The following is a 21,378-nucleotide window of genomic DNA, read 5'->3' as shown; positions in this document are numbered from 1 at the left end:
GCGGATCGCGCGGCCGCTGGTCAGGCTGGACCAGGGCCTGTCCGGTGGATCGGGCCCTCCCACCGGAGCAGTCAGCAGGACGGAGCCGCCATGCCGATCGACGCAGTCACCGAGGTGCCCCTCCCGGTCAACGAGCCGGTGCTGGGGTACGCGCCCGGCAGCCCGGAGCGGGACCGGCTGGTCCGGCGGCTGGACGAGCTGGCGGCCGAGCAGATCCCGTTGCCGATGACCATCGGCGGCGAGCAGCGGTTCGGCGGCGGTGAGCGGATCGACGTCGTCCAGCCGCACCACCACGCCGCCAAGCTGGGGGTGCTCGGCAACGCCACCCGGGAGGACGCCCGCGCGGCGGTGGACTCGGCGCTCGCGGCGGGCCGGCAGTGGCGGTCGCTGTCCTTCGACGACCGGGCGGCGGTCTTCCTGCGGGCCGCCGACCTGCTGGCCGGGCCCTGGCGGGAGACCCTCAACGCGGCCACCATGCTCGGCCAGTCCAAGACCGCGCAGCAGGCCGAGATCGACTCCGCCTGCGAGCTGATCGACTTCTGGCGGTTCAACGTCCAGTTCGCCCGGCGGATCCTGGCCGAGCAGCCGATCTCCGCACCGGGCGTCTGGAACCGGGTGGACCACCGCCCGCTGGAGGGTTTCGTCTACGCGATCACCCCGTTCAACTTCACCGCGATCGCCGGCAACCTGCCGACCGCGCCCGCGCTGATGGGCAACACCGTGGTCTGGAAGCCCGCGCCGACCCAGACCCTGGCCGCGCACTACCTGATGCGGCTGCTGGAGGCGGCCGGTCTGCCGCCCGGGGTGGTCAACCTGGTCACCGGCGACGGCGTCCAGCTGTCCGCGGTCGCCCTCGCCGACCCGGCGCTCGCCGGGCTGCACTTCACCGGCTCCACCGCCACCTTCCAGTCGCTCTGGCAGACCATCGGCGCCAACATCGGCGGCTACCGGACGTACCCGCGGATCGTCGGCGAGACCGGCGGCAAGGACTTCCTGCTGGCCCACCGCTCGGCCGATCCGGCGATCCTGAAGGCGGCGCTGGTCCGCGGCGCGTTCGAGTACCAGGGCCAGAAGTGCTCGGCGCTCTCCCGGGCCTACCTGCCGCGCAGCCTCTGGCAGAAGATCAAGGACGAGCTGGTGGCCGAGGTGGACGCGCTGACGGTGGGCGACGTCACCGACCTCTCCAACTTCATGGGCGCCCTCATCGACCGGCGCGCGTTCGAGAAGAACCGGGACGCCATCGAGCGGGCCAAGGCCGATCCGACGATCGAGCTGGCGGCGGGCGGCCAGTACGACGACGCGATCGGCTGGTTCGTCCGGCCGACCGTCCTGGTCTCCTCCGACTACCGCAACGAGATCTTCCGGACGGAGTACTTCGGTCCGATCCTGGCCGTCCACGTCTACGAGGACGCCCGCTGGGAGGACGTGCTGCGCCGGGTCGACTCCGGCGCCCCGTACGGCCTGACCGGCTCGGTGATCGCGCAGGATCGTTACGCCATCGCCCAGGCGGTCGAGGCGCTGCGGTTCACCGCCGGGAACTTCTACATCAACGACAAGCCGACCGGCGCGGTCGTCGGCCAGCAGCCCTTCGGCGGCGGCCGGGCCTCCGGGACCAACGACAAGGCGGGCGCCGCCCAGAACCTCCTGCGCTGGACCTCGGCCCGCGCGATCAAGGAGACCTTCGTTCCCCCCACGGACCTGCGGTACCCGCACATGGGCTGAGAGTGAACGGGAGGCTCCGGTTTGGACATGGTGTCCAGGACGGACCGATCATCCTGCGGGTTTGCGCCTCCCTGTCCCTGTCCACCTTCGATTGATCCGGTTAGGCTGGCTGGCGTCGTCGGGTGGCTCCGCAGGACGAATCGTCCTACCCGCTGCGAAGGTATTTCATGCGTGCCATGAAGCCTTTTCAGTTGGAAGGTGCGGCAGGATTGCGAGTGACCCGTCGGTGTACACCCACACACCACCGAGTCACGCAACGGCGCGCGACAGGAGCCAAGAAGTCATGCAGACCAAGCTGGACGCAGCCAAGGCAGACCTGCTCAAGAAGGCAGCCACAGCCGCTGAGAACAGCCAGGTGGGGGGAGCGGCGCCGGGGGAAGGCCTGAGCAACGGCGCTCTGACCGCGTACCTGCACCACTACTACCTCCACACCGCGCCCGAGGACCTGGTCGACCGCGACCCGGTCGACGTCTACGGCGCGGCGGCCTCCCACTACCGGCTGGGCCTCAAGCGCCCGCAGGGCACCGCCGAGGTGCGGGTGTACACCCCCTCGGTCGAGGAGAACGGCTGGTCCTGCGGCCACACCGTGGTCGAGGTCGTCACCGACGACATGCCCTTCCTGGTCGACTCCGTCACCAACGAGCTGTCCCGCCAGGACCGCGCCATCCACGTCGTGATCCACCCCCAGCTGGTCGTCCGCCGTGACATCACCGGCAAGCTGCTGGAGATCCTGGACGTCGACGCCTGCTCCCGCAGCCAGGCCGCCGGCACCGAGTGGCCCGCCGACGCGACCGTCGAGTCGTGGATGCACATCGAGATCGACCGCGAGACCGACCGCGACGACCTGCGCGCGATCGAGACCGACCTGCGCCGGGTGCTCGGCGACGTCCGCGAGGTCGTCGGGGACTGGAGCAAGATGCGCGAGAGCGCGCTGCGCCTGGCCGACGAGCTCGCCGAGGAGCCCCCGACCGGCCTGCCCGAGCAGGAGGTCGGCGAGGCCTGGGAGCTGATGCGCTGGCTCGCCGACGACCACTTCACCTTCCTCGGCTACCGCGAGTACGACCTGGTCGAGCACGAGGGCGAGGAGGTCCTGAAGGCCGTCGCCGGGACCGGCCTCGGCATCCTGCGCTCCGACCCGCGCGGCCACGACGACCACCACCACCCGGCCAGCGAGGCCTTCGGCCGCCTCTCCGCGCCGGTCCGCGCCAAGGCCCACGAGAAGAAGCTGCTCGTCCTCACCAAGGCCAACAGCCGCTCCACCGTGCACCGCCCGTCCTACCTGGACTACGTCGGCGTCAAGAAGTTCAACGCCGCCGGCGAGCCGATCGGCGAGCGCCGCTTCCTCGGCCTGTTCTCCTCCGCCGCCTACACCGAGTCGGTCACCCGCATCCCGGTCGTGCGCCGCAAGGTGCAGGAGGTGCTCGAAGGCTCCGGCTTCTCCAGCGAGAGCCACGACGGCCGCGACCTGCTGCAGATCATGGAGACCTTCCCGCGGGACGAGATGTTCCAGACCGCGGCCTCCGAGCTGATCTCCATCGCCACCAGCGTGCTGTACCTCCAGGAGCGCCGTAAGCTGCGGCTCTTCCTGCGCCAGGACGAGTACGGGCGCTACTTCTCCGCGTTCATCTACCTGCCGCGCGACCGCTACACCACCCGGATCCGGCTGCTGCTCACCGAGATCCTCAAGGAGGAGCTGAACGGCGCCACCATCGACTACACGGTGTACGCCACCGAGTCGGTGCTGACCCGTCTGCACTTCGTGGTCCGCGTCGCCCCCGGCACCGAACTGCCGCGGCTCACCGACTCCGACATCGAGCGGATCGAGAACCGCCTCGCCGAGGCCGCCCGGTTCTGGATGGACGGCTTCCACGACCAGCTGCACACCGAACTGGGCGAGGAGAAGGCCGCCGAGCTCGGCCACAAGTACGCCAACGCCTTCCCCGACGGCTACCGCGCCGACTTCCCGCCGCGCACCGCCGTCGCCGACATCAAGCAGATCGAGTCGCTGCACGGCGAGGGCGACTTCCGCCTCAACCTGTACCAGCCGGTCGGCGCGGGCGACGACGAGCGCCGCTTCAAGGTCTACCGGGTCGGCGGCCCGATCTCGCTCACCGAGGTCCTGCCGGTGCTCCAGCGCCTGGGCGTCGAGGTGCTGGACGAGCACCCGTACGCGCTGCGCCGCTCCGACGACACCACCGCGTGGGTGTACGACTTCGGCCTGAGGCTGCGCGAGGCCACCGAGCTCACCGACGAGGCCCGCGAGCGCTTCCAGGAGACCTTCGCCGCCACCTGGACCGGCAAGGCCGAGAACGACGGCTTCAACGAGCTGGTCCTCACCGCCGGGCTGACCTGGCGCCAGGCGACGGTGCTGCGCGCGTACGCCAAGTACCTGCGCCAGGCGGGCTCCACGTTCTCCCAGGACTACATGGAGGACGCGCTCCGCAACAACACCCACACCACCCGGCTGCTGGTCAACCTGTTCGAGGCCCGGCTGAGCCCCAGCCACCAGCAGGGCGCCGCCGAGCTGACCGAGGGCATCCTGGAGGAGCTGTCCGGCGCGCTCGACGAGGTCGTCTCGCTGGACGAGGACCGCATCCTGCGCTCCTTCCTGCACCTCATCACGGCCACCCTGCGGACCAACTTCTTCCAGCACGACGGCTCCGGTGACTGGCACTCCTACGTGTCGATGAAGTTCGACCCGAAGGCCATCCCGGACCTGCCGGCCCCGCGCCCCGCGTTCGAGATCTGGGTGTACTCGCCGCAGGTCGAGGGCGTGCACCTGCGCTTCGGCAAGGTCGCCCGCGGCGGTCTGCGCTGGTCCGACCGGCGCGAGGACTTCCGCACCGAGATCCTCGGCCTGGTCAAGGCGCAGATGGTCAAGAACACCGTCATCGTGCCGGTCGGCGCCAAGGGCGGCTTCGTCGCCAAGCAGCTGCCGGACCCGTCGGTCGACCGGGACGCCTGGCTGGCCGAGGGCATCTCCTCGTACAAGACGTTCATCTCCGCGCTGCTCGACATCACCGACAACCTGGTCGCCGGCGAGGTCGTCCACCCGGCCGACGTCGTCCGCCACGACGAGGACGACACCTACCTCGTCGTCGCCGCCGACAAGGGCACCGCGACCTTCTCCGACATCGCCAACGGCGTCGCCGAGTCCTACGGCTTCTGGCTGGGCGACGCGTTCGCCTCCGGCGGTTCGGCCGGCTACGACCACAAGGGCATGGGCATCACGGCCCGCGGCGCCTGGGAGTCGGTCAAGCGCAACTTCCGCGAGCTCGGCGTCGACACCCAGACCGAGGACTTCAAGGTCATCGGCATCGGCGACATGTCCGGCGACGTCTTCGGCAACGGCATGCTGCTCAGCGAGCACATCCGCTTGGTCGCCGCCTTCGACCACCGCCACATCTTCCTCGACCCGAACCCGGACGCCGCCGCCTCCTACGCCGAGCGGCGCCGGCTCTTCGAACTGCCCCGCAGCTCCTGGGACGACTACGACAAGTCGCTGATCTCGGCCGGCGGCGGCGTCTTCCCGCGCACCGCCAAGTCGATCCAGCTCAGCACGCAGGTCCGGGCCGCCCTCGGCGTCCAGGACACCCGGCTCACCCCGGCCGAGCTGATGAAGGCGATCCTCCAGGCGCCGGTCGACCTGTTCTGGAACGGCGGCATCGGCACCTACGTCAAGGCCTCCACCGAGACCAACGCCGAGGTCGGCGACAAGGCCAACGACGCCATCCGCGTCAACGGCGACCAGGTCCGGGCCCGCGTCATCGGCGAGGGCGGCAACCTCGGCTGCACCCAGCTCGGCCGCATCGAGTACGCCGCGGTCGGCGGCCCCGAGAGCGCCGGCGGCTGGATCAACACCGACGCCATCGACAACTCGGCCGGTGTGGACACCTCGGACCACGAGGTCAACATCAAGATCCTGCTCAACCAGGTCGTCGCCGACGGCGACATGACGGTCAAGCAGCGCAACGTCCTGCTCGCCGAGATGACCGACGAGGTCGGCCACCTGGTGCTGCGCAACAACTACGCGCAGAACGTGGTGTTGGCCAACGCCGTCGCCCAGGCGCACAGCATGGTCAACGTCCACTCCCGGATGATCAACCGGCTGGAGTCGGCCGGCCAGCTCGACCGGGGCCTGGAGTTCCTGCCCACCGAGCGCCAGATCCGCGAGCGCCAGCAGAACGGCCGCGGCCTCTCGCAGCCCGAGATGTCCGTCCTGCTCGCGTACACCAAGATCACGCTGGCCGAGGAGCTGCTCGCCACCGCGCTGCCCGACGACCCGTACTTCCGCACCGCGCTGCACGACTACTTCCCGAGCGCGCTGCGGGCCCGGTTCGCCGACGCGATCGACAACCACGCGCTGCGCCGCGAGATCATCACCACCCTGATCGTCAACGACACGATCAACCGCGGCGGCTGCACCTTCGCCTTCCGGCTGAAGGAGGAGACCGGCGCGACCTACGAGGAGATCGCCCGGACCCACACCGCCGCCAGGGCCGTGTTCGACCTGGAGGACATCTGGGCCGAGATCGAGGGCCTGGACAACGAGGTCACGGCCCGGGTCCAGACCAAGATGCGGCTGCACTCGCGGCGCCTGGTCGAGCGTGCCACCCGGTGGATGCTCAACAACCGCCGCCAGCCGCTCGACATCGCCGGCACCATCGAGTTCTTCCACGACCGGGTCGACCAGGTCTGGGGCTCGCTGCCCAAGCCGCTGCGCGGCGACGACCTGGTCTGGTTCGAGGCCGTCTACAACGAGCTCGCCTCGGCCGGGGTGCCGGAGGAACTGGCCACCCGGATCGCCGGCCTCTCCTCGACCTTCCCGACCCTGGACATCAGCGAGGTCGCGGACCGCTCCGACAAGGACGTCGCCGAGGTCGCCGAGCTCTACTACGACCTCGCCGACCGCCTCCAGATCACCCACCTGCTCGACCGCATCATCGAGCTGCCCCGCACCGACCGCTGGTCGTCGATGGCCCGGGCCGCGATCCGCGAGGACCTCTTCGCGGCGCACGCGGCGCTGACCGCCGACATCCTCGCCTGCGGCCCCGAGGGCGCCACCCCGGAGGAGCGCTACAGCGCCTGGGCGGACCTCAACGCCACCCTGCTGAACCGCGCCAAGAGCACCCTCGACGACATAAGGGGTTCGGACAACTACGAGCTGTCCAGCCTCTCGGTCGCGATGCGGGTCATCCGCACCCTCCTGCGCACGGGCTCCATGCGCTGACGGCCGGCGGTACAGCCAGGCGGCGGGCCCGCGTCCACGGACGCGGGCCCGCCGCTTTTCGCGACCGGCCGACGGGCGGCGGATTCCGGATGGTGACGGAGTCGTCACGCTGCGCACGAGCCGGGGCGTGGTCGGGATATGTCCTTGCGATTAACGTCGCGCTACGAAGTCCGCCAAGTCCCACCGGAGTTCCCGGCCGGTCGCGGAACTTCGCCCCAACTGCCCTTTTTGGTAGCTGTTCTGACCTACCAGGAGTTGCAGTAGGCTGACTCCGCGATAGGCGTCGCCGCAGGTCCCGTGCCGGAAAGCACCGCGATGTGATGTGACATCAGGTGTCTTTCGGAGGGGTTCAGGCCGCCAGTCCCATTCGCGCCTTGGGGCCCGGACCGGCTCCACGCGGTGCCACCTGAAGAGAGTTTCATGACGTCATTTGTGCAGGAACCCTTTTTCTGGGTCTTCATCGTGGTGATGCTCGTAGCCGTCGGAGCGGCCCTCCAGGCCCGCAGGACGAACCTCGCCCTGCGGCGGCGAAACGTTTCCCTGGAGGAGGCCGGCGCCCTGGCGCAGCGGCAGCGCGACGAGTTCGCCGTGCTGCACGACCACCTGCGGAGCCAGCACGCGTCCGAGCTGACGGACGTCCGCCGCGACGCCGAGGAGGACACCAAGGCCGTCCTCAAGGCGGCGATGCGGACGCTGCAGGGCTTGGCCGACGAGCAGCAGGTCGTCATCGACAAGGTGCAGCGGAAGTACGGCGACAGCCCGCAGATCCTGGCCGACCTGATGACGATCGACCACACGAACAGCCAGTTCGGCCGGCGTGCCCAGGGCATCGCGGTGCTCTGCGGCGGCTGGCTGGGCCGCCGTGAGAGCGTCGCCTCGGTCTACGACGTGGTCCGCAGCGCCCAGGGCCGGATCCGGCACTTCGACCGGGTGCGGATCCACTCCCAGGTCAGCGTCGCGCTCGTCAGCAAGGTCGTCGAGCCGGTCGCCGTCGTGCTGTCCGAGCTGCTCGCCAACGCGACCAACTACTCCGCCCCGGACACCCCGGTGGAGGTCAGCGTCCAGGCCGTCCCCACCGGCGTCTGCCTGATCGTCGACGACGCCGGCCTCGGCATGGGCCAGGAGGAGAAGGACCGCGCGGCGGTGCTCCTGAACCCGGGCGCGCCGATCGGCCTCACCAGCCTGGGCAACCCCCCGAAGTTCGGCTTCGCCGTCTCCGGCATGCTGGCCGCCCGCTACGGCTTCCGGGTCTCCGTCGACTCGGTCTCCCCGTACGGGGGCGTGCGGGCCGTGGTGCTGCTGCCGGCCGAGCTGCTCAGCAGCGAGGTCGCGGCCCCGGCCACCGCCGTGCACGGCGAGCACCAGGCCGCGCACGGTGACCACCAGGGCGCGCGCGGCGACTACCAGGCCCCGCCGGCGGAGCAGCCCGCGCCGGCCTGGGCGCAGGCCCCCGGTCAGCGACTCGTGTCGCTGCCCGAACCGGCGGCGCCCCTGGCCCCGGTGCCGCCGGCGGCGGTGACGGAACCGGAGATGACCGCGGACGGACAGCTGCCCCGCCGCCGCCGCCACCGCCCGGTGTCGGTCCTCCCCTCCCCGCAGGACCCCGGCCGGGCCGAGGCGCCGGCGCGGAGCCCCGGCCAGAACACGCCGTCCCGCCTCGGCGCGTTCCAGCGCGGCACGCTGTCCGGGCGTAACACCACGAACACGGAAGGAACCGAGATCCAGTGAGCCGCGATCTTTCCTGGGTGCTCAACGACGTACTCCAGGTACCCGGCGCCCGGCACGCCATCCTCGTCTCCGCCGACGGCCTCCTGCTCGAACGGTCCAGCGAGATAGGCCGTGACGAGGCGGAGACCAACGCCGCCGCGATGAGCTCGATGCAGTCGCTGAGCCGCGCGGTCGCCCCGTTCGTCGGCGGAGACGGCGCAGGCGGCGGGGTCTGGCGCCAGACCCTGCTGGAGTACGACCACGGCTGGATCTTCCTGATCGCGGCCGGCAGCGGCGCGTACCTGGCCGCCTCCACCGCCCCCGACGTCGACATGGAGGCGATGTCCTTCCGGATGCAGCAGCAGGTGGGCGCGCTCGGACGGGCGATGTCGGCGGCGCCGCGCCAGAGCACGCTCAGCGGCTCATGACGGCCGGCGGCGAGGAACAGCGGGTCACCGGCGGCTTCATCCGCTCCTACGTGATCACCGGTGGGCGCGAGTTACCGAGTGCGGAAGCCCTGTCTCTGATCACCTTGGTCACCGTCGCGCCCGAGCAGGACCTCCCTGCCCTGCCGAGCCCGGAGACCCGGGCGATCTGGGAGCTGTGCTCCGGCGGCTACCTCTCGGTGGCCGAGGTCGCGGCCCGGCTGGAGCTGCCGGTGGGGGTCGTGAGGCTGCTGCTGACGGACCTGATCCATGAGGGACGGTTGCTGTGCCGGTCGGCCCCGCCCCCGGCCCAGGCCCCGGATCCGAGACTTCTAGAGAAGGTACTGCATGGACTTCAACGCCGGTTCGCCTGAGGACATCTACGTCCCGGGCGCGGTGACGACCGCGGTCAAGATCCTGGTCGTGGGGCACTTCGCGGTCGGCAAGACCACGCTCATCGGGGCCTTGTCGGAGATCGCCCCGCTGAGCACCGAGGAGAGCATGACGCAGGCGTCCATCCGTGTCGACGACCTCCGCGGCGTACCGGACAAGAAGACCACGACCGTCGCCCTGGACTTCGGCCGGCTGACACTCGGCGACGACCTGGTGCTGTACCTGTTCGGCACGCCGGGGCAGCAACGGTTCATGCAGCTCTGGGAGGACATGGCGCGGGGCGCGCTGGGGGCGCTGCTGCTGGCCGACCCGACCCGCCTCGCGGACACCTTCCCCGTCATCGACCTGATCGAGCAGTACGGCCTGGAGTACGCCGTGGCGGTCAACAGCTTCGACCGGCAGGACGAGTACACAGAGGACCAGCTGCGCGAGGCGCTCGACCTGCTGCCGCACACACCGGTGGTGTTCTGCGACGCGCGGGACCAGCGTTCCTCGGCCAACGCCCTGCTGACGCTCGTCCGGCACCTGCTCGACCGCGCCTCCTGACCTCGACCGCGGCTCCTGACCTCCCCCGCGACTCCTGACCTCCCCCACGCCTCCCTCCCCTCACGCCTCCCGGGTCCGCACCCGCCCGGGGCCACCTCCAAGGAACGACCCATGGAATCTCCGCAGCGACCCGCCCCGCAGTCGCCTCCGCAGGGCTGCCCGATGCACGTCGGCGTGAGCACACCGCTCTACGGGGAGATGTTCTCGTCCGACCCCGGCGCGGTCTACGACAAGCTGCGCGCCAACGGTCCCGCCGCGCCGGTGGAGTTGGCCCCGGGGGTCGAGGCCACCCTGGTCACCTCGCACGAGGCCGCTCTGCGGGTGCTGCAGAACCCGGGGATGTTCGCCCGGGACTCGCGGCGCTGGGCGGCGCTCAACGAAGGACGGGTGCCGCTGGACAGCCCCGTCCTGCCGATGATGTTCTACCGGCCCAACTGCCTCTTCACGGACGGCGCCGAGCACCTGCGGCTGCGCAAGGCCGTCACCGAGAGCCTGGGCCGGCTCAACGACAACCGGCTCAACCGGCACGTCGAACGGATAGCCGGCTACCTGATCGACCAGTTCAGTCCGCTGGGCCGGGCCGACCTGCTCAACGACTACGCCAAGCTGCTGCCGCTGCTGCTGTTCAACCAGCTGTTCGGCTGCCCGGCCGACATCGGCGACCGGCTGACCCGCAGCATGTCCGCGCTCTTCGACGGCCTCGACGTGATCCAGGCCAACGAGGAGCTGACCGCCTGCCTGATGGACCTGGTCGCGCTGAAGCGCCGCCAGCCCGGCGACGACATCACCTCGTGGCTCATCCAGCACCCGGCCGGCCTGCGGGACGAGGAGCTCAAGGACCAGCTGGTCATGCTGATGGGCGCCGGCGTCGAGCCCGAGCGCAACCTGATCGGCAACGCGCTGCTCCTGCTGCTGTCCGGCGAGGGCCGCTCCGGACTGCGCATCGAGGACGCCCTCGACGACGTGCTGTGGAACAACCCGCCGATCGCCAACTACGCCACGCACTACCCGATGCAGGACCTCGACGTGGGCGGGGTCCCGATGGACGCGGGCAGCCCGGTGGTGATCAGCTTCGCCGCCGCCAACAGCGACCCCGCGCTGACGGACGCCCGGCTGACCCTCAGCAAGGGGGCCCACCTGGCCTGGGGCGCCGGCCCGCACGCGTGCCCGGCCAAGTCCCCGGCCCAGCTGATCGCCCTGAGCGCGATCGAGTGCCTGCTCAACGCCCTCCCGGACGTCACGCTCGCGGTGCCCGCGGAGAGCGTGGAGTGGCGGCCGGGCCCGTTCCAGCGCGGCCTGGTCTCGCTGCCGGTGCGGTTCAGCCCGGCGCCCGCCCGCACCACGCGGCCGGCCGCGGGTGCGGACACCGCGCCGGGCGGATCACCGGTCGGCCCCGAGGCGACGCAGGCGTACCCGCAGGCCACCGCCCCCGCGCCGGGCCGGGCCGGGCAGAAGAAGGGGTGGTGGAGCTCCTTCCTGGACGTCTTCCGGGTCTGACACACCCCGGGCTCCGATCCGACGCGCCGTCGGAAGCCGTTCCGCCACCGCGGCGTGAACGGAGTCCGACGGCGGTGCGGGTACGTGACGGGGGCAACACGGATCGACGCTTGAGCGCGCTGTTGCTGGGTAGATCGCCGCCGTACTGCCCGCCCGCGCGTAAGGAGCCCCGTGTGACCGCCACGTTGGAAGCCCGCCCCGCAGACCCGGAGCGCCCGGACGGAAGGGTGGTCGACCGCCGCGCCGCCGTGCCGCTCCTGCGCAGGCTGCGGTCGGCCGAGGGACTCGCCGACCCGAGCCCGGTCTACGACGGGCTGCGGGCGCTGGGAGACCTCGTCCCGGCGCCCTGGGGCGGCTACCTGGTCACCGGGTACGACGCGTGCGACCAGGTCCTGCGCGGCAGGACCTGGCTCGTCCCCGATTTCGCCTGGCAGGAACGGCAGACCGGGACGGAGCGCTGGGAGGCCGTCGCCACCCAGGAGATGAGCCGGACGCTCTCCCGGCTCAACGCCCCCGAGCACACCCGGCAGCGGCGCAGCCTCGGAAACCTCTTCAACCACGCCACCCTGCGGGACATGCAGCCGGAGATCGAGGCCGACGTCACCGGGCTGCTCGACCGCCTGGCCGAGCGAATACGGGCGGACGGCGAGGCGGACCTCTCGTCCCTGGTCAGCGAGCAGCTGCCGATCGGCACCGTCGGGCGCTGGCTGGACATCGCCCCGGCGGACTACCCGCACATCCTGACGATGACCCACAACCAGGTGCACGCCCAGGAACTCCTGCCCACCAAGAGCCAGCTGGCGGTTTCGGAGCAGGCCACCATGGACCTGCGCGAGTACTTCACCCGCCTCGTCCGGGAGCGCCGCGACAACGACGGCGACGACGTGATCGCCGGCTGGATCCGCACCTGGGACGCGCTGGAGTCCGACCGCGAGGCCACCGACCGGATGGTCTACCAGCTCACCATGTTCGTCACCATCGCCTCGCTGGAGACCACGGCGACGCTGCTCTCCTCGCTGGTGTGGTCGCTGCTGCGGTCGCCCGGCCGGTGGGAGTGGCTGCGGGAGCGGCCGGAGCACATCGACGCCGCGATCGACGAGGCGCTGCGCTACGACCCGCCGATCCGCGTCAACAGCCGCGTCGCGGGCGAGGACACCGAGCTGGCCGGGGTGTTCCTGCCCAAGGACACCATGGTCCACGTGATGTACGGCGCGGCGAACCGCGATCCGCGCCGCAACCCGGACCCGCACGCTTTCGACGTGCTCCGCCGGGGCACCCACCTCACCTTCGGCGGCGGCGCCCACTACTGCCTCGGCGCGGGCCTGGCCAGGCTGGAGGCACGTGCCCTGCTCGGCCAGCTGCTGCGGCGCTTCCCGACCCTGCGGGCGGTGAGCCCGCCCGAGTACGCACCCCGGATGGTCTTCCACCGGGTGACGTCCCTGAGAGTGGCCGCATGAACGTGTCCCCGCAGGTTCCCCAGGTTCCCCAGGTTCCCCAGGTTCCGCAGTACCCGCCGTACGCGGCGCAGCCGTCGTACCTCCCGTACCCGTACCCGTACCCCGAGCCCGTCGCGTCGCCCGTCCCGTCGCCCGCCCCGGAGCCCGTCCCCGCGCCCGCGGTGGCCCGTACGGTCCGTACCGAGCGCCAGGGCCCCGTGCTCCACATCGAGCTGGACAGCCCGGCGACCGGGAACGCCGTCACCTCGGCCATGCTGGACGAACTCCTCGCCGTGCTGGCCGTACCCGACCCGGCCGTGCGCGTGATCGTGCTGTCCGGGGCCGGCCGGGACTTCTGCCTCGGCGGCGACCGGGACGAACTCTTCGCAGGCCTGGACCAGGACCCGACCGGCGGCGGCATACGGAACTACGGGGAGAAGGCCCGCAGGGTCTGCGATGCCCTCACCAACAGCTCCGCCGTGACCGTCGCGCGGGTCCAGGGCCGGGCCACCGGTGCCGGCTTTGCCCTGGCGCTCGCCTGCGACCTGCGGGTCGGCGCCGACAACGCCGTCTTCCGGCTGCCCGAGCTGGCCCTGGGCCTGCCCGTCGCCTGGGGCGGCCTGCTGCCCCGGCTGCTCCACGAGGTCGGCGCGGCCAGGGTCCGCGAGATCATCCTCACCAGCCGCCCGGTCGGCGCGGTGGAGGCGCGGGAGCTCGCCATCCTGCAACGCGTCGTCCCCGAGCAGGACCTGGACGGGGCGGTGGCCGAGTGGGTCAGGCCCGTCACCCGCCGCCCCGAGGCCGCACTGAGGGTCACCAAGACGCTGCTCGCCTCCCACGCGGCGGCCACCCGGCTGGCCGACGCCTCCGTGCTCGACGCCGAGTTGATGGCCTCGGTCCTCGCCGCCGCCCACTACACCCGCGGCCTCGCCGCGCAGCCCCCGGCCCACTGACCGGCAGCTGCCGTCCGCCGCCTACGGAAGACGGCGGACGGCGGGGTGGCCAGTCGTCGGCCGTTCACGGCGACGGCCCTTCCGCTGGTGTGGAAACCGATTGTGGATCATGCCCGCATATTCGCTACCGTGTGTGATCGACACAGGGGAGGGGATCACCGTGGGGATGACGCGCAGCGCGCGCACGGCGGGGGCCGTACTGACGGTGGCTCTGGTCGTGGCCGGAGCGGCGGCCTGCGAGGGCGGCAAGGACGCGGGGCGGAAGACCGGCGCGACCTCGGCGGCCAGCACGCCGCCGCAGCCGTTCGGCACCGGCGGCTACCGCGGACTGCGGCTGTCGATGACCAAGGACGAGGCGCTCGCCTCCGGAGCCCTGGAGCCGTCGCCGGTCTCGCTGCTCAACGGCTGCACCGACTACGCGTACAAGGGCGGCCCGGCGCCGGACCCGGTTCGGATGGCGGCCGAGACGGAGGCCCGCGCGAAGTCCGACAAGGCGATTGCCAGGATCGACGAGATGCGGGCGAACCGGAAGCCGTTCGAGACCCTGGCGCCCGGGGCCTCGCCGGAGGAGATGGTGAAGCACAGCGAGCGCCTCCAGGAGCGGCTGAAGCAGGAGGCCGCCGAACGGCAGGAGTCCGACGCGCTGTTCAAGGAGGCGGACGTCATCGTGACCGCCCGTAAGAACCGGGACCAGGCCTTCCTGGCCACCGGCCGGGTCAACTTCGGCACCGAGGGCCTGCGCCAGTTGGTCGCCCCGGCGGACGCCCGCACCGCCGAGGGAGTCGGCGCCGGTTCGGCGGAGGACGAGCTCGAGCGAGCCTACGAGGGCAAGGCCCTCAAGCCGACCGAGGACGGCAAGTACGAACTCCCGGCCGAGGGCGGCAACGGCGGCCCGGACTGGTTCTACGAGTTCACCATGGCCGAGGGCAAGGTCGCCGGCCTCGCCCTGGTCAAGCACAACACGTACTGCTCCTGAGAGACCGCCTGTAGACCGTGGTCGCACTCTCGATGCGGCGACCATCGAATGATCAAGTGAAGGTTGTGGCATGAGGAAGAACCGAGCCTTGGTCCGCGCAGTGGGCGTGGGCATCTCGGTGGCACTGCTGGTCGCCGGTGCGGCGGCCTGTACGTCCGACGACAAGAACGACGAGAAGGACACCGCGAAGGCTCCGGCCACGACCGGGGCGCCCGCGGCGACGCCCGCGCCCGCGTCCACGTCGAAGGGCCCGGAGGCCTTCGCGGCGGCCGGGTACCGGGGGTTGAAGCCGGGGATGGCCAAGGACGCCGGGCTGGCCACCGGCGCTCTGGAGGGCGTGCCGGTCTCGCTGCTCGACGGCTGCACGGACTTCGTCTACAAGGGCGGCCCGGCGCCGGACCAGGCCCGGATGACCGCCGAGGCGGCCACCGAGGCCCGCTACAAGGACCTGAACGCCAAGGCCGACGCGGCCTCGGGCAAGGCGCCCGCCCCGGGGGGCACCCTGCCGCCGAACGCCTCCGCCAAGGACGCGGCCGCCGCCGCCGCGGGCTCCGCCGCCGGGGCCAAGGGCTTGGCCGACGCCGCCAAGGCGATCGCGGACGCGACGATGGCCCTGGTCGACCTGCGGTTCGCCCAGGAGGCCAAGGACAAGGCGTACCTGGCCACCGGCCGGGTCTCCTTCGCGGCGACGGGCCTGCGCGAACTGGTTGCCCCGGCCGAGGCGAAGACGGCCGAGGGCCTCGGGGCCGGCTCCACCGTGGAGGCGCTCCAGCAGGCGTACGGCGCCAAGGGCCTCCAGCTCGCCAAGGGCGGCAAGTACGTGATGCCGGTCGAGGGGCAGCAGGGCTGGCAGTACGAGTTCACCGTGGACGGCGACAAGGTCGCCGGGATGGCCGTGGTGAACCGCGAGATCAAGTGCGCCTGACCGCCTGACGGTTGGATGAAGGGCCGCCCGTGGTGATCAGCCGTCGAACGCCACCACGGGAAGCCCGGGCCGTCCGCGCAGGGCCGCACGGGCCCGGGTGACGCCGCCGGGGGGCGACGGTGCTCCGGCGTCGACGGCGACGGCCCTGCCGCCGAGGCCCGCACGGGCGCGGCAGATCCCCGGGCGGGGCACCGGGTCGTGGCAGCGCCCGCATTCGGCGTACGAGGCCGGTCGGGCGGGTCCGCGTCCTCGGATGTGGGCCCGCCGGCTCCCGAGTGTCTCGGGGAGGTCCGTACACGCACCGCCCCTGCCGCGATGGTGATCGCGGCAGGGGCGGTGGAGGTCGTTCTGCCCGGTCAGTGGGCGGCCGCGCGTTGGAGGGCGCTGGCGAGGAGGGCGAGGTCGGTGGGGCCGTTGCCGAGTTCGCGGACCGGGCGGCGGGCGGGTGGGGCGCCGAGTTGGAGCGGGTCGATCGCGACGACGGTGGGGCGCAGGGTGGCGGTGCGCGGGATGCGGCCGCTGATCCGGGCGGTCTGGAAGGCGGTGACGCCGCCGTCCGGCAGGCGCAGGTAGCCGCGGCCGGGGGTGTCCTCGGGCAGGGCGGCCGCGTCGCCGAGGTGGATCAGCAGGTCGGAGTCGGCCGGGTCCTCGGTGCGCAGCGCGATGCGGAGCAGGGCGGCCTCGTCGACCTCGGTGCCGGCGCTCTCCTCCGGGTGGCCGGTGGTGACCGCGAGGTGGACGCCGAGCGGGCCGCCGTGGCGGGCGACGGCGGCGAGGGCGCGGGCGAGCGGGCGGCCGGCCGGGGAGGTGGGGGAGAGCAGGGCGTCGTAGTCGTCCACGACGACGACCAGGCGGGCGGGGCAGGGGACGGCGGCGGGGGAGGTGACCGGCCGGGCGCCGTCGCCGCTGCGCGGGTGGATGATCTTCGGGGTGGCGGCGGAGGCCGCGCCGACGACGGCGGGCACCGGGACGGCCGGGTGTCCGACGAGGCTCTGTCCGGCCAGGCCCTGCCCGTCCAGGCTCTGTGCGTCCAGGCTCTGTCCGTCCAGGATGCGGGCGGCGTGCCAGGAGGCGAAGTCCAGTCCGTCGAACAGCCGCTCGCGCAGGGCGAGTTCGTCCTCCAGGGCCTCCGCGGCGAGCAGCGCGGCCCGCGGGTCGTCGGCGGCGTTCACCAGACCGGTGACGTGCGGCAGTTCGGTGCAGCCGTCCAGGCCGTCCTCGGTGGACCGGCCCTCGATGAGGGTGACGGTGAGGCGCTCGGGGCGTTCGGAGACGGCGAGCGAGGCGACCAGGGTGCGCAGCAGCTCGGTCTTGCCGGAGCCGCGGGCGCCGCCGATGAGCAGGTGCGGGCCGCCCGGGTCGGGGGAGGGGAGGGCGAGTTCGGGGTCGGCCAGGTCGAGCGTGCAGAGCTCGTCCCGGGTGGTGCCGAGCAGCGCGGTGGCGGCTCCGATGCCGCCGGCGTGCGCCGCCCAGCGGGCGGACAGCTTGGCCGGGGTGACGGTGTCGAGCTGGAGCAGGTCGAGCAGCCGCAGCGCGTCGGGCAGCGGGCCGCGGGCGGCCGGGGCGGCCTCGCGCAGCGGGGCGAGCACGCGGGCGAGCCGTTCGGCCCAGGCGTCGGAGACGGCGTCCAGGGAGACCTCGTGCAAGGTCTCCCGGCCGCGGGCGACGGGGCGGTCGAGGGAGAGCTGGGTGCCGACCTCGCCGGTGATCAGGGCGGTGGCGCCGAGGCCGCGGGGGAGCAGTTCGGGCTGCTCGGCGAGGCAGACCGGGAAGATGCCGACGGCCGGGCCCTGGCGCAGCAGCAGGTCGACGGCCTGCCGGGCGGTCTCGGTGGTCGGGCGGCCGTCCACCACGACGACGGTGGCGGGGTGGCCGCCGAGGCCGGCCGGGCCGCTGAGCCGGGCGGTGAGTTCGGTCAGCCGGGCGGTGGCCTGTTCGTCGTCGAGGCCGAGCAGCAGGCGGCAGTCCTGGCCGTCGGCGGGGCGCAGGTGGGGCAGCCAGAGGGCCCAGGCCCAGGTGTCCGCGCGTTCTTCGGGGGTGCGGGCCTGGTCGGCGTCGACGACGACCAGGCTCAGGCCGGTCGGCGGGTGCAGGGCGGCGAGCTGGGCGACGACGGCGCGGGTGAGCGCGTCCAGGCGTTCGCGCGGGCCGCTGAGGCCGAGGCTGCCGGCGGTCTGCAGGTCGAGGGTGACGGGGACGGCGGGCAGCATGGTGCCGGGCGCGGTGCCGGGGCCGCCGGGGCGGTCGGCGGTGCCCAGGCGCAGGGTGAGCGCGTCGGGGTGGCCGGGGCCGCGCTCCCAGAGCCGGGGGCCGGGGCCGACGGCGTTGAGCAGCAGGGTGGCGAGATCCGGCCATCGTTCGCGCTGGGCGGCGGCCTGGCGCAGCCGTACGGCGGTGTGGTGGCGTTCGGCGCTCTCCTGGCCGGGCGGTTCGGCGGTGCGGCCGAGCCGCAGCGAGAGCAGGCCGCGGCCGCGGCCGGGGGCGGGTTCGGGGGCCGCTGGCGGTTCGGCCACCGGCGGGGTGGGGCGGACCGGGCCGGGGGCGGCGAGCTGGAGGTGGCCGTGGCCGTCGGGCAGGGCGGCGCGGCCGGTGCCGTCGGCCGGGTCGGGGGCGGCCACGTGCAGGGTGGATTCGCCGATGCGCAGCAGGGCGCCGGCTTCCAGCGGGACGGCTTCCTCGGGGGCTCCGGGCGGGACGAGCCGACCGTCCAGGGTGGTGCCGTTGGTGGAGCCGAGGTCGCGGACGGTGATCCTGCCGTCGTCGGCGAGGTGCAGGGCCAGGTGCAGCCGGGAGACGTCGGGGTCGTCGAGCGGGACGTCGGCTTCGCCGGAGCGGCCGATCCGGATCTCCCGGCCGTGCAGCCGGTGCACTCCGCCGGCGTCCGGGCCGCCGACCACGCGCAGTTCGGCGGCGGCGGGGGTGTCGTCGGGGTCGTCGGCGGTCGGGTCGGCCTCGTTGAGGCTGAGGACGGCCCCGTCGAGGAGCGGGGGGTGGCCGAGCAGCGTGTGCTCGTCGACCCGGTGCGCCCCGGCGTACAGGTGCACGTGGGTGGCGGCCCGGGGCCCGCGCACGCCGACGGCGCCCGCGAGGGCGCCCGCGAGGGAGCCGAGCGCGGTGCCGACGGGTGCGGTGACCAGCACGTCCACGTAGGGGATGGCGGAGCCGGCGGCGGTCGGGCCGCTGCGCGGTCGGAGGACGGTCAGCCGGATCTGCATCTCGCCCGCGGGTCCCTTCTGCTGGTGTGGAGCCTGGTACCGCTGCCCGGTGTCGTCGCGGGCGCGCGGGGCGGCCGCGGCGACCCTTTGGGCCACACGAGTGGCGAGTGTCCATCCTGCCATCCGTCACGGACAGTCCGCGCACCGTACCGGATTTGACGATCTTGCGATCATCGCCATGGTGGAGGCGACGGAGGGTCAGGTCAACCGGTGCGGCGGGGGCCCTGTCGGCGGGCCCGCCGAACCGGTCCGGGAACTCCCCTAGGGGATGTCCCCCAACCCCTCCGGGATGGCCTGCCGGTCGCCCCAAAAACCTGAACGGACACCGTTAGAGTGGCCGCAGACACGGGCCCGGCAGGCTCACCGCACCGGCGGAGGAGCGCCCCGCGCGGGCGGCACGACGAGGAGTGCGACAGGTGCGGCCAGTCGGCAGCAAGTATCTGCTTGAGGAGACCCTCGGACGGGGTGCCACCGGGACGGTCTGGCGCGGCCGGGTGCGCCCCGACGTCCAGGTGCCCGGCAGCGAGCCCGGGCAGCTGGTGGCGATCAAGGTGCTGCGCGAGGAACTGGCGGCCGACCCGGACGTCGTGATGCGCTTCCTGCGCGAGCGCTCGCTGCTGCTGCGACTGACCCATCCGAACATCGTCCGGGTCCGCGACCTGGTGGTCGAGGGCGAGCTGCTGGCCCTGGTGATGGACCTGATCGACGGCCCCGACCTGGCCCGCTACCTGCGTTCCAACGGCCCGTTCAGCCCGATCGCCGGCGCCCTGCTGATGGCCCAGGTCGCGGACGCGCTGGCGGCCAGCCACGAGGACGGGATCGTCCACCGCGACCTCAAGCCGGCCAACGTGCTGCTCGCCTCCACGGTGCTGGACGGCACCGAGCAGATGCACCCGATGCTGACCGACTTCGGCATCGCCCGCCTCGCCGACTCCCCGGGCATCACCCGCACCCACGAGTTCGTCGGCACCCCCGCCTACATCGCGCCGGAGTCCGCCGAGGGCCGCCCGCAGACTTCCGCGGTGGACGTCTACGGCGCCGGGATCATGCTGTACGAGCTGGTCACCGGCCGCCAGCCGTTCCAGGGCGACAGCGCGATCGCGCTCCTCCACGCCCACCTGGCGCAGGAGCCGCAGCGGCCCAGCACCATGCCCGAGCCGCTGTGGACGGTGATCGAGCGCTGCCTGCGCAAGGACCCGGCGCAGCGGCCGTCCGCGACCTCGCTGGCCGGCGCGCTGCGGGTGGTGGCGGCCGGCGTCGGGGTGCACGCCTCCCCGGCGGCGGTGGACGAGGCGCTCGCGGTCGGCTCGCTGCTGCTGCCGGACCCGCGCCCGACCTCCGTCCCGAGCGCAGGCGCGGGCGTCCCCGGCCTGTCGCCGGCGGCTCCGGCCGCCCCGCCGGCCCCGCAATACGACCCGGCCGCGCAGTACGACCCGGCCGCGCAGTACGACCCGGCTGCGGCGACCCGGGTGATGGGCACCCAGCCGCCGCCCGCCCCGCCGTTCGGGGCCCCGGACCGCACCCAGGTGATGCCGCCCACCGTCGTGCCGCCGCTCCCGCCGGGCGCTCCGGGCACTCCGGGCGCTCCGGGGGAGGAGACGCCGCACCCGTGGCAGACGCAGCTACGGGCGGCCCGGGACCGCAACCAGCAGACCCAGGTCGGCTACTTCGGCCCGGAGGACTTCGAGGACCCGCAGGTCGCCCCGCGGCCCTTCCAGGCCGGGCCGGGCGGCCGCCCGGGCTACCAGCAACCGCAGCCGCCGGCCGGCTACCACCCCGACCAGCGGCGCCAGGGCCCGCCGCCGCCCGGGTACGCCCAGCGGCCGCCGGTGGCCCCGCCGCCGTACCAGGGCGGTCAGGGCGGCCAGGGCTACCAGGCCGGGCAGACCGGTCACGGCGGCCAGCCGCAGCCCGGGCCCGGTGGACGTCCGCAGCCGCCCGGCGGCTACCGGCCGGCTCCGGCCGCGTACGGGCAGTCGCAGGGCGGCTACCCGCCGCCGCCCCCGCCCACCCCGGTCCCGCGCCGGGCCGAGCCGCCGCAGCACCGCGAGCCGCCGCAGCACCGCGAGCCCCCGCAGCGTCGGGAGGAGCCGCGCGAGCAGGACCGCCGCGAGCCCGCCCCGCCGCGCGAGCGGCGCCCGCGCAGCCGCAACCGGATGTACATCCCCGGGCTCGGCTGCCTCAAGGGGTGCCTGATGGTGCTGGTGGTGCTGGTGGTGGCCGGGGTGGCGCTGTGGAACTTCACGTCGCTGCCGCACTACTGGGACAACGTCCAGGGCTGGTTCAACACCGTGCGCGACTGGGCGGACGCCCTGTTCGGCAGCTCGAAGAACTGACGCCGGGCCAGGCCCCG

General features: G+C 73.0%; 13 protein-coding genes. 12 read left to right on the top strand and 1 reads right to left on the bottom strand.

Features of this window, described 5'->3' with window-relative positions; genetic code table 11:
* Window positions 1-96 precede the first annotated feature (96 nt).
* The 11 genes from pruA to ACIOGZ_RS20830 all read left to right on the top strand — a co-directional run bounded on the left by pruA (window position 97) and on the right by ACIOGZ_RS20830 (window position 15,810).
* Complete coding sequence (pruA, locus tag ACIOGZ_RS20880; protein ID WP_400986708.1) at window positions 97-1,722, top strand: L-glutamate gamma-semialdehyde dehydrogenase; 1,626 nt, start codon at window positions 97-99, stop codon at window positions 1,720-1,722.
* A 283-nt stretch (window positions 1,723-2,005) separates the two neighbouring features.
* Complete coding sequence (locus ACIOGZ_RS20875) at window positions 2,006-6,952, top strand: NAD-glutamate dehydrogenase (RefSeq protein ID WP_400986699.1); 4,947 nt, start codon at window positions 2,006-2,008, stop codon at window positions 6,950-6,952.
* A 420-nt stretch (window positions 6,953-7,372) separates the two neighbouring features.
* Complete coding sequence (locus tag ACIOGZ_RS20870; RefSeq protein WP_363628094.1) at window positions 7,373-8,680, top strand: ATP-binding protein; 1,308 nt, start codon at window positions 7,373-7,375, stop codon at window positions 8,678-8,680.
* On the top strand, window positions 8,677-9,087 hold the full coding sequence (locus ACIOGZ_RS20865; protein ID WP_400986697.1) for a roadblock/LC7 domain-containing protein: 411 nt from the start codon (window positions 8,677-8,679) through the stop codon (window positions 9,085-9,087). Before ACIOGZ_RS20870 ends, ACIOGZ_RS20865 begins: the two co-directional genes overlap by 4 nt.
* Window positions 9,084-9,458: a DUF742 domain-containing protein gene (locus tag ACIOGZ_RS20860; RefSeq protein ID WP_350881090.1), complete on the top strand. Its 375-nt coding sequence runs from the start codon at window positions 9,084-9,086 to the stop codon at window positions 9,456-9,458. Before ACIOGZ_RS20865 ends, ACIOGZ_RS20860 begins: the two co-directional genes overlap by 4 nt.
* Window positions 9,433-10,023, top strand: coding sequence for an ATP/GTP-binding protein (locus ACIOGZ_RS20855; RefSeq protein WP_350881092.1), 591 nt, complete (start codon window positions 9,433-9,435; stop codon window positions 10,021-10,023). The genes ACIOGZ_RS20860 and ACIOGZ_RS20855 overlap by 26 nt, the downstream gene beginning before the upstream one ends.
* Before the next feature lie 111 nt (window positions 10,024-10,134).
* Complete coding sequence (locus tag ACIOGZ_RS20850; RefSeq protein WP_363587352.1) at window positions 10,135-11,520, top strand: cytochrome P450; 1,386 nt, start codon at window positions 10,135-10,137, stop codon at window positions 11,518-11,520.
* Between the two features lie 266 nt (window positions 11,521-11,786).
* Window positions 11,787-12,977 (top strand): cytochrome P450, encoded by a 1,191-nt coding sequence (locus tag ACIOGZ_RS20845; RefSeq protein ID WP_363587376.1) that lies wholly within the window; start codon window positions 11,787-11,789, stop codon window positions 12,975-12,977.
* On the top strand, window positions 12,974-13,909 hold the full coding sequence (locus tag ACIOGZ_RS20840; RefSeq protein ID WP_400986695.1) for an enoyl-CoA hydratase/isomerase family protein: 936 nt from the start codon (window positions 12,974-12,976) through the stop codon (window positions 13,907-13,909). The genes ACIOGZ_RS20845 and ACIOGZ_RS20840 overlap by 4 nt, the downstream gene beginning before the upstream one ends.
* A gap of 166 nt (window positions 13,910-14,075) precedes the next feature.
* On the top strand, window positions 14,076-14,885 hold the full coding sequence (locus ACIOGZ_RS20835; protein ID WP_363587356.1) for a hypothetical protein: 810 nt from the start codon (window positions 14,076-14,078) through the stop codon (window positions 14,883-14,885).
* Window positions 14,886-14,955: 70 nt separating this feature from the next.
* Window positions 14,956-15,810: a hypothetical protein gene (locus tag ACIOGZ_RS20830; protein ID WP_363587358.1), complete on the top strand. Its 855-nt coding sequence runs from the start codon at window positions 14,956-14,958 to the stop codon at window positions 15,808-15,810.
* A gap of 356 nt (window positions 15,811-16,166) precedes the next feature.
* Here the strand turns inward: ACIOGZ_RS20830 and ACIOGZ_RS20825 are convergent, their stop codons facing one another.
* A complete protein-coding gene (locus tag ACIOGZ_RS20825) occupies window positions 16,167-19,121 on the bottom strand; it encodes an FtsK/SpoIIIE domain-containing protein (RefSeq protein WP_363587360.1) in 2,955 nt (984 codons plus the stop codon).
* A gap of 320 nt (window positions 19,122-19,441) precedes the next feature.
* On the opposite strand from ACIOGZ_RS20825, the gene ACIOGZ_RS20820 reads away from it, so the two are divergent.
* Complete coding sequence (locus tag ACIOGZ_RS20820) at window positions 19,442-21,361, top strand: protein kinase (RefSeq protein ID WP_400986693.1); 1,920 nt, start codon at window positions 19,442-19,444, stop codon at window positions 21,359-21,361.
* Window positions 21,362-21,378 lie beyond the last annotated feature (17 nt).

The sequence above is a fragment of the Kitasatospora sp. NPDC088160 genome (genome assembly GCF_044741445.1).
GTDB lineage: Bacteria > Actinomycetota > Actinomycetes > Streptomycetales > Streptomycetaceae > Kitasatospora.
This window is presented reverse-complemented; position numbering and strand designations above follow the sequence as displayed.

What these genes read in the sequence shown, in the direction of transcription:
- ACIOGZ_RS20850 (WP_363587352.1), top strand. Translation starts at nt 10,135, where the DNA reads ATGGAATCTCCGCAGCGACCCGCCCCGCAGTCGCCTCCGCAGGGCTGC.
- ACIOGZ_RS20860 (WP_350881090.1), top strand. Translation starts at nt 9,084, where the DNA reads ATGACGGCCGGCGGCGAGGAACAGCGGGTCACCGGCGGCTTCATCCGC.
- ACIOGZ_RS20875 (WP_400986699.1), top strand. Translation starts at nt 2,006, where the DNA reads ATGCAGACCAAGCTGGACGCAGCCAAGGCAGACCTGCTCAAGAAGGCA.
- ACIOGZ_RS20835 (WP_363587356.1), top strand. Translation starts at nt 14,076, where the DNA reads ATGACGCGCAGCGCGCGCACGGCGGGGGCCGTACTGACGGTGGCTCTG.
- ACIOGZ_RS20830 (WP_363587358.1), top strand. Translation starts at nt 14,956, where the DNA reads ATGAGGAAGAACCGAGCCTTGGTCCGCGCAGTGGGCGTGGGCATCTCG.
- ACIOGZ_RS20840 (WP_400986695.1), top strand. Translation starts at nt 12,974, where the DNA reads ATGAACGTGTCCCCGCAGGTTCCCCAGGTTCCCCAGGTTCCCCAGGTT.
- ACIOGZ_RS20855 (WP_350881092.1), top strand. Translation starts at nt 9,433, where the DNA reads ATGGACTTCAACGCCGGTTCGCCTGAGGACATCTACGTCCCGGGCGCG.
- ACIOGZ_RS20870 (WP_363628094.1), top strand. Translation starts at nt 7,373, where the DNA reads ATGACGTCATTTGTGCAGGAACCCTTTTTCTGGGTCTTCATCGTGGTG.